Annotated in this window: 7 protein-coding genes; 5 read left to right on the top strand and 2 right to left on the bottom strand. The window is 63.6% G+C overall.

All coding sequences use genetic code 11. The features are described from left to right. Positions 1-73 precede the first annotated feature (73 nt). Both AC1Q6V_RS34535 and AC1Q6V_RS34530 read right to left on the bottom strand, forming a co-directional pair. On the bottom strand, positions 74-1042 hold the full coding sequence (locus AC1Q6V_RS34535; protein WP_439669878.1) for an NAD(P)H-dependent flavin oxidoreductase: 969 nt from the start codon (positions 1040-1042) through the stop codon (positions 74-76). Positions 1043-1110: 68 nt separating this feature from the next. After that, a complete protein-coding gene (locus AC1Q6V_RS34530; RefSeq protein WP_454751068.1) occupies positions 1111-2952 on the bottom strand; it encodes an acyl-CoA dehydrogenase family protein in 1842 nt (613 codons plus the stop codon). A 203-nt stretch (positions 2953-3155) separates the two neighbouring features. On the opposite strand from AC1Q6V_RS34530, the gene AC1Q6V_RS34525 reads away from it, so the two are divergent. The 5 genes from AC1Q6V_RS34525 to AC1Q6V_RS34505 all read left to right on the top strand — a co-directional run bounded on the left by AC1Q6V_RS34525 (position 3156) and on the right by AC1Q6V_RS34505 (position 8295). Continuing rightward, positions 3156-4319, top strand: a complete 1164-nt coding sequence (locus tag AC1Q6V_RS34525) for an ABC transporter substrate-binding protein (RefSeq protein WP_439669876.1) — start codon at positions 3156-3158, stop codon at positions 4317-4319. Positions 4320-4491: 172 nt separating this feature from the next. Beyond that, the gene (locus AC1Q6V_RS34520; RefSeq protein WP_439669875.1) at positions 4492-5310 is read left to right on the top strand and encodes a Phenylacetic acid catabolic protein; all 819 of its coding nucleotides are present in this window, start codon (positions 4492-4494) and stop codon (positions 5308-5310) included. A gap of 26 nt (positions 5311-5336) precedes the next feature. Continuing rightward, positions 5337-6107, top strand: a complete 771-nt coding sequence (locus AC1Q6V_RS34515; protein ID WP_439669874.1) for an enoyl-CoA hydratase-related protein — start codon at positions 5337-5339, stop codon at positions 6105-6107. Positions 6108-6109: 2 nt separating this feature from the next. Continuing rightward, positions 6110-7132: an NADP-dependent oxidoreductase gene (locus AC1Q6V_RS34510; RefSeq protein WP_492316783.1), complete on the top strand. Its 1023-nt coding sequence runs from the start codon at positions 6110-6112 to the stop codon at positions 7130-7132. After that, entirely contained in the window at positions 7129-8295 is a 1167-nt protein-coding gene (locus AC1Q6V_RS34505) for an epoxide hydrolase family protein (protein WP_439669872.1), read from the top strand. Before AC1Q6V_RS34510 ends, AC1Q6V_RS34505 begins: the two co-directional genes overlap by 4 nt. The last annotated feature ends 17 nt before the right edge of the window (positions 8296-8312 follow it).

The following is an 8312-nucleotide window of genomic DNA, read 5'->3' as shown; positions in this document are numbered from 1 at the left end:
GCAATCTGGCGCCACGAGGGCGGCCCGTGCTCGGGCCGCGCTGTCGTCGATCCGGTAAGGTGCCGAAGGCTTGTCAAGCGCCTTGCGCCAGCAGCCGGTGGCGCGCGGCATGATACTCGGCCCGTAATTGCGCAACAATCTGGGCTGCCGGCTGAATCTCATCCATCAACCCAACGCCCTGTCCAGCCCCCCAGATATCCTTCCACGCCTTGACCTTGCTCGCGCCGCCGGAGAGATCCATCTTGCTCTTGTCGGATAGCGGCAGGTTGTCCGGGTCCAGCCCTGCGTTCAGAATGCTCTGCCGCATATAGTTGCCGTGTACGCCGGAGAACAGATTGGTATAGACAATATCGGCGGCATTGGCTTCTACGATGGCCTGCTTGTAGCCCTCGGCGGCATTGCTCTCGTGCGAGGCAATGAAGCGCGTGCCAATGTACGCCAGATCGGCACCCATTGCGCGAGCGGCGAGGATGGACTCACCGTTGGCAATCGCACCCGACAGCACTAGCGGACCGTCGAAGAATTTTCGGACCTCGCCGACCAGCGCGAAGGGGGACAGGGTCCCCGCATGGCCGCCGGCGCCAGCACCCACCACGATGAGGCCGTCCACGCCAGCGTCCAGCGCCTTCCGCGCATGGCGCACACTGATGACATCGTGCAGGACAATGCCCCCGTAGCCGTGCACCGCGTCAAGGATCTCCTTTACCGGTGCCTGCAGGCTGGTGATGAAGATCGGCACCTTGTGATCGACGCAGACACGCACGTCACGCTCCAGTCTGGTATTCGACTGGTGCACGATCTGGTTGACCGCCAGCGGCCCGACAGGCTGGCCAGGGTTCGCCGCCCTGAAGGCGCTCAGTTCCTCGGCAATGCGGGTGAGCCACTCGTCGAGCAACTCCGGGTGACGTGCATTGAGGGTCGGAAAGGCGCCGACGATGCCTGCCTTGCATTGCGCGAGGACCAGCTCCGGATAGCTGACGATGAACATGGGCGAAGCCATGACGGGCAACGCCAGATTCTGCAAGATTGAGGGAAGGGCCATATGCTTCGTTTCCTTGGGGGAAGATCGGTATCAATGACTTTGAGGCTGGCGGTCTGCCGCGGTCGGCTTCATGCCGCGGGGCCGAGTCCGTGGACGGCTTCCTCGAAGAGGAAGCCTGCATCTGTCACGCTGGCGCCGGCGTGCATGATCGCCGAGCACAGGCCATCGACCTGACTCAGCTTCCAGTCGGCAAAGTAGCAAGAACAGGCTTCCAGCTCGTCGGTCAGCGAGGGCGAGCACCGAAACGCAGCCGTGCCGCCCTGGGCGAGGGACGCGGCATGAAGCAGGCGCCAGCCGCTGAAGAGCCTGCCGCAGGCTTCGAGATAGGTTTCGGCCACTGCGAGCACGCACTCGATCCGATCCTCGCCCTGCCTGACGATCCAGTCCGTCGCCGCGGCAACCTGCGAGAGCGCCGCGGCAAGCTGGGCGCCGGCGCGGCACAGGCGCGGCGCTGGCGAAGCTTGCAGCCGCAAGGCGGTATCCGTTACCTTCTTGGCCATCAGTGCGAATACGGCGCCCTTGTCTCCTATCACCTTGCGGTGCACCAGGTCGTTCGCCTGTATGGTGGTGGTCCCCTCGTAGATGGTGGTGATGCGCGCATCGCGTACGAGCTGTGCTACGCCGGTGTCCTCGATGTATCCGGCCCCGCCGAAGATTTGCAGCGCGGCATTGGCTGAATCGACCGCCATTTCGGAAACCCAGCCCTTTACGATGGGGGTCAGGAAACTGAGCAAGCGCTGTGCCTCCTGCCGTTCGGCGGCTGGCGCGGACGAACCGAGCACATCAATCAGCGACGCGCTGTAGTAGGTCAGATTGCGTGCAGCATGGGTATCGGCCTTTAGATTCAGCAGCGCGCGCCTGACGCCCGGATGACGGATGATCGCGACCGCTTTCCCGCCGGAAGCAGTGTGGCGCCCCTGGATGCGGGTGGCAGCGTAGGAAAAGGCCGCCTGGCAGGCACGTTCGGCTATGCCCGTGCCCTGCAGGCCGAGACTGAAGCGCGCCAGATTCATCATCACGAACATCGCATTGAGGCCCTGATTCTCTTCGCCAATCAACAGGCCGCGGGCCCCGCCCATCTCGCCGTAGACCATCACTGCGGTAGGGCTACCGTGAATGCCGAGCTTGTTCTCCAGCGCTACGCATTTGACATCGTTTCGCTCGCCGATCTCCCCGCCGCTGCCGACCAGGAACTTCGGCACGAGGAACAAGGACAGGCCTTTTACACCGGCAGGCGCATCCGGCAAACGGGCAAGCACCAGGTGGACGATGTTCTCGGCGAGATCGTGCTCGCCAAATGTGATGAAGATCTTCTGCCCGAAAATCTTGTAATGCCCGGGACCCTGGCCGGGGTCCGGGATAGCCTTCGCGCGGATCAGCGACAGATCCGAGCCCGCTTGAGGCTCGGTGATGTTCATGGTGCCCGGCCATGTTCCCGCCACCATCTTCGGCACATACCGTTCGATGATCCCGGCCGACGCGGAGGCGAGCAGTGCGTCGACCGCGCCAACGTTGCCCACCGGACACAGCGCGAAGGCGGGATTGGCAGCATTCCACATTTCGGCAAGAGGCGCCCACGCCAGGCGCGTGAGGCTCAGCCCGCCAAGCTCAACGGGCAGAGGGACGCCTGGCCAGCCACCGTCGACGAACTGCCTGTACGCGCTACGCGCCACCTCGGAGGTGGTGACCTCGCCATCGGCATGCAGTACCGGATGCGTGGTGTCCGAATGGCGGCTCAACGGCAGCAGGATGTCTTCGGTCAGGCGGGCGTTTGCCGCAAGGATGCCCTGGAACGTCTCCCAATCCAGGTCTTCCGTTAATGCCAGTCGCGGGCTGCCGTCCGCCGCAGCGGCAACGGCAAATGCGAGCGCTTCAAGCGGGGCTACATAAGGTGTCATTCCGTTCTTCATGCTTCCCTTTCTGGGTTGACTCGGCGGGCCAGCCTCAGCGCTGTCCGGCCCGCAATGCACGACTGGGTGCCTGCGAGGCATGCGGATGCCCGCCAGAAATGAGATTTCGTGGTTCACTGAGCTCTTGCAATGTAATACAAAATCATCTACCGTGCATCTTGAGTTTGTATTATAAAGTCGAGCACATCGATTGGAGGAGACAGATGAAACCACGTGGCCTGGTTGTACGGTGGCTTGCGTTCTGCGCATTGCTCCCATGCGTCGTGATGGCGCAGGTAAGAGGTGTATCGGATAAGGAGATCGTGCTGGGCAGCTACAGTGATCTCAGCGGCATCGGCGCATCCTGGGGAAGCGCCAGCGCCAATGCGATGCGTCTGCGTTTCGATGAGGTCAATGCGAAAGGCGGGATACACGGGCGCCGCATTCGCCTGGTGGTTGAAGACCACGGCTACCAGGTGCCGCGCGCGGTGCAGGCCGCGGCCAAGCTGATCCAGCGGGATCAGGTTTTCGCGATCATCGGCGCGGTAGGAACACCGATGATCAATGCCGCGATGCCCCAGCAGTTGCAGGCAGGCGTGCCGAACTTGTTTCCGTTCTCGTTCGCGCGCTCGATCCTGGAACCGCCGCAGCGATTGGTCTTCCAGACCTATCCGACCTATTACGCGCAGATCCAGGCGGGGGTACGCTACTTCGCAAGAAGCCGGGGCAGAAAGGCGATCTGCCTGATGTATCAGGACACCGACTATGGCCGCGAAATTGCCGATGCAGTACGGGACACCCTGAAGGGTCTGGGCGGCGCACCGCAAGCTGTTACCGCGCATGCGCCGACCGAGACCGACTTCAATGCCGCGATAGCGAAACTGAAAGGCGCCGGCTGCGATCTTGTGGTTCTTGGCACGGTGATCCGGGACACGATCCTGCCCTACGCGGCGGCGCGGCGGATGGGATGGGATGTCGATTTCCTCGGGGCGCTGACTTCCTTCGATCTCAATGTCTCCGAGGCTCCGAACGGCGCGACCGAAGGCCTCTACGCGATGTCGGCGTTTGACCCAGCCTATCCGGATGCGCCGCTGGTGGCAACGCGCGACTGGGCCGCACATTACATCGCCCGTTTCAAGAGCCGGCCGAACATCGCCTCGCAGATGAGCTACATCGGTGCGGATCTGCTGGTGCAGGCGCTGGAGAAGGCCGGCAGGGATCTCACCGTCGACAAGCTTATCGCTGCCATGGAATCGATCCAGGCGTATCGCGATCCGTTCGGCGGCCCGCTCCTCGGCTTCGGTCAAGGCAAGCACACCGGTACCCGCCAACTGATTCTGCAGCAGGTGCGGGGCGGTCGCTGGGTACGTGTGGCTGACCAGCTGTGACGCGGCAGGTGGCATGCGCTCCGAGATCCAGGCGTCTCCGGCATGACGCCAGAGCGTCCGAGCCTGGCGCCAATCCGCTCTTCCCTCTGGCCCGAACCCAGTCTGCCAATCCGACAGGCAACGCGCAGCAGATCCGCGATCTGCCGCCCCCCCTTTTTCAACAGGAGACAAGATGAAGTACTACGACAAGGGAGATACCCTTCCTTCTGACTACAGGAAAGCCCTGATCCATCTGCTCAGCTTCCAGGCGGATTCCGAGTATGCCGGCGCCCAGCGGGTCGGCGAGAATCTCTGCTTCGCGCCGCGGCCGGAAGAGGCCTATCGGCTCGCCAAGAAGACAATGGAGGAATACGGTCATGCCTTCTATTTGTGGACCGTGCTGGAAGACCTCGGTATCGACGTAAAGCCCAGGCTTGCTGAGTTGCGCGACCATCCGGAAGACCCCGACCCGGCGCGGGTCAACGTGATCAACGGGTTTCGCCGGTCCTACTGGCGCGACCAGTTCCAGTGCTGGGAAGACGTGGCGATGATGTCGTGCGTCGCAACGCCTGGCGCGGTGATCTTCCTGGGGCAGTACACCAAATGCTCTTACCTCCCATGGGCCCGTGCCTCGGAACGGATCGCGCGTGAGGAGGTGGGGCACATGGGCTTTGGCCTGTGGGCCGTCAAGCGCGCGATCGAATTCGGCGGCTCGCAAGCGTGGGAGCGGCTGCAACGGCGTGTACCGAAGTTCCTGGCGATGGGAATGGGCATGTACGGCCGTCCTTCCCTGGCGGGGGAAACGCTGTCCGCCAATTTCGAGCGTTACTACGACATGGGCTTGAAGATCCTGCGGCCTGAGGAGTGCCAGGCACAGTACCTTGAACTCGTCAGGAAGCGCATTCTGGAGGCCGGCCTCGAGTGGGTCGACGACGTTCAGCCGGACTATGACCAGCGCATGGGCTACGCGATGGACGATCAGGAACTCGATTCACGGCTTGCCGCCGAGTAAGCCAAGGAAACCCAGGAGGAGCAAAGATGTCATTGGTTTTGTCTGAGCGAATCGGACGCGTCGGGCTGGTCACGTTAAACCGGCCCGAAGCAAAGAACGCGCTGAACGAAGCGTTGGTTCTCGAGCTTAGCCGCATTGTGAGCGCCCTCGACGAAGATCCGGAAATCGGTGTGATCGTCGTTACGGGCGGCGAATCCTGCTTCAGCGTGGGCGCCGATATCAAGGAGATGACCGAGAAGACGTTCGCCGAAGCCTATGTGCGGAACTTCGTCAGCCGTGATTGGGAAGTGCTGTCGTATTGCCGCAAGCCCGTCATCGCGGCGGTTGCCGGCTACGCCATCGGTGGCGGCTGCGAGTTTGCGCTGATGAGCGATATTGTGGTGGCCGACGCTAGCGCCCGCTTCGGGCAGCCGGAAGTTTCGGTTGGGACCATCCCCGGCGGCGGCGGCACTCAGCGTCTGGCCCGCTCCATTGGCAAGGCGAAAGCGATGGAGCTCTGCCTGACAGGGCGGCTGCTTGGCGCGGATGAGGCGGAGCGCATCGGCATCGTCTCGATCCTGGTTCCGGCCGGCGACCATATCCGGACAGCCCTGGAAATGGCGGCGCGCATCGCCGGATACTCGCTACCCATTGTCGAGATGATCAAGGAAAGCGTCAACGCCGCCTTCGATACGGGCCTCAGTGGCGGCCTTCGCTTCGAGCGTCGCCTTCTGCACGCGACCTTTGCGCTGGATGACCAGAAGGAAGCCATGCGCGCTTTCGCCGACCGGCGCAAACCTGTCTTCCTTCATCGGTGAACATGATGCGAAATCGAGAGTGGCGCCTGGAGCGCCGGCCAGAAGGAGCGGTCTCATCCGCGGACCTTGTGCTTCAAGACAGCCAGATCGAGATGCCGGGCCGGGGGCAGTTCCTGGTTCGTGTGACCACCGTGTCGATCGATCCTGCCATGCGCGGATGGATGAGCCCGCTGCGCTCCTACATCCCGCCGGTCGCGCTCGGCCAGCCGATGCGGGCGATCGCGGCCGGCGTGGTAACCGCATCTCGCCACGCGGATTTTCCGGAAGGCACACGGGTTACCGGCCTGTTCGGCTTGCGCGAGCATGCGCTGTCGGACGGGCTTACGGAAGGAGTCGGCGTGCGCCGCATTCCAGACGATATCCCGGATGAGGTAGCGCTCGGCATTTGCGGCCTGGCGGGAATTACCGCGTACTTCGGTCTGTTCGACGTTGGCCGCCCGGCCCCCGGGGATACGCTTGTGGTGTCGGCAGCGGCGGGCTCGGTGGGCTCCGCCGTCGTGCAGTTGGGGCGTCTGGCCGGATGCCATGTGATTGGAGTGGCGAGTTCCGGGCGCCGAGAAGCGGTGCTCGGCGACGGCGCTCATGAGGTGGTTGACTACACCGGCGGCGATGTTGACCAGCGGCTGAAGGCCCTGTGCGGGAAGGGCATTGATATCTACTTCGACAACGTCGGTGGCCCGGTGCTCGATGCGGCGCTGAAGCGCATCAATACCGGTGCACGCATCGTGCTTTGCGGTGGCATTTCGCAGTACAACGCACGCAAGCCGGTTGGACCAGCCAACTACCTTGCGCTGATCGGGCAGCGCGCCACAATGCGCGGATTCGTCTATTTCGACTATGAGTCTCAGTTTGCCACGGCGGAGCAGCGGCTCTGGGACTGGCATCGTTCCGGAGCGCTGCGCCAGCGTGTCGATATCGTCGACGGGATCGAGCATGCACTGCAGGCGATCACACGCGTGTTCGAGGGCCGCAACACCGGCAAGCAACTGCTGCGGCTGCATACCGAGACAGGGAGAAAGACGTGAGAATCATCAGACGGTATTCCTCTGCGCTCACCGTGCCGGCAGCGCGCCTGGAGGCGTTGCGGGCGCGCTTGCGCGTCACCGGCTGGCCGGTGGCCAGCCCAGGCGCGGGGTGGTCCTTCGGCGTGGACCAGGAATGGCTGCGCGCCCTGTGTGCCCGGTGGGAGGCCGGGGACGGCTTCGCCCTGCTGGAACAGGCGCTAAACGCTGTGCCTTCCGTGTTCTTCGAAGTGGAGACGGAAGGATTCGGCACGCTGCACGTACATGCTTTCGTTGCCGGCGGAACCGGTCATGCTCGCCCCATTCTCATGACGCATGGCTGGCCAAGCCTGTCAGTCGAGTACATCCCGGTCATCGAGCAGTTGCGGGCGCGGGAGCGCCACGCCGGCAGCGCGGGAAGCCCTACGCTGGTGGCCCCCTCGCTGCCCGGGTTCGGCTGGTCGTCGGCGCCATCCAGGCCAATGCATGCCCGCGATATCGCTCGCCTGTGGCGGCTGCTGATTGACGAAGGGCTTGAACTCGGCCCTGTGATTGCTCACGGCGGTGACTGGGGCGCCGTGGTCTCCAGCTGGCTGGCGGTCGACGCACCGGAGCGGGTTGCGGGCCTGCACTTGACGATGATGGGATTGAAGCCGGATATCGACGCGTCTGACCCGCTTGACGACGCCGAGCGCTCCTGGATTCGCAACACCCAGAAGCGGCTTGCGGTGGATGGAGGTTACCGCGAACTACAGGCCAGCCGGCCATCCACGCTGTCGGTGGGGCTGGCCGACTCGCCCGCATTCGTGCTGGCATGGATCGCCGAAAAGCTGCACCAGTGGTCCGGCCCGGCCGCGCAGCAGGATCCCGAGCGACTCCAGTCGGCAATCCTGACCCTGGCATCCAGCTACTGGTTAACCGGCAGCCTGGGCTCCGCCGCGTGGATCTACTGGGCCGACCGCCACGAGCCGCAAGCGCTGGCTGGCGGCGAACGCTGCATGGTCCCTACCGGGTACTCCGGCTTCGGCGGCGGCTTCTTCCCGCCTCCACCCAGTCGCTGGATCGAACGGGCTCACCGGCTGGTCTATCGCAACGAGCATCCGGTTGGCGGGCACTTTCCGGGGTGGATGGCAAGCGCGACGCTGGTGGATGAACTCCAGCGCTTTACTATTGCGCTGAATACCTGACTGTTGCCACTGTGCCA

Source organism: Cupriavidus sp. GW823-FHT07B10 (assembly GCF_058794355.1).
This window is presented reverse-complemented; position numbering and strand designations above follow the sequence as displayed.

Coding starts and splice junctions, on each gene's coding strand:
- AC1Q6V_RS34535 (WP_439669878.1), bottom strand. CDS start 1,042: ATGGCCCTTCCCTCAATCTTGCAGAATCTGGCGTTGCCCGTCATGGCT.
- AC1Q6V_RS34530 (WP_454751068.1), bottom strand. CDS start 2,952: ATGAAGAACGGAATGACACCTTATGTAGCCCCGCTTGAAGCGCTCGCA.
- AC1Q6V_RS34525 (WP_439669876.1), top strand. CDS start 3,156: ATGAAACCACGTGGCCTGGTTGTACGGTGGCTTGCGTTCTGCGCATTG.
- AC1Q6V_RS34520 (WP_439669875.1), top strand. CDS start 4,492: ATGAAGTACTACGACAAGGGAGATACCCTTCCTTCTGACTACAGGAAA.
- AC1Q6V_RS34515 (WP_439669874.1), top strand. CDS start 5,337: ATGTCATTGGTTTTGTCTGAGCGAATCGGACGCGTCGGGCTGGTCACG.
- AC1Q6V_RS34510 (WP_492316783.1), top strand. CDS start 6,110: ATGATGCGAAATCGAGAGTGGCGCCTGGAGCGCCGGCCAGAAGGAGCG.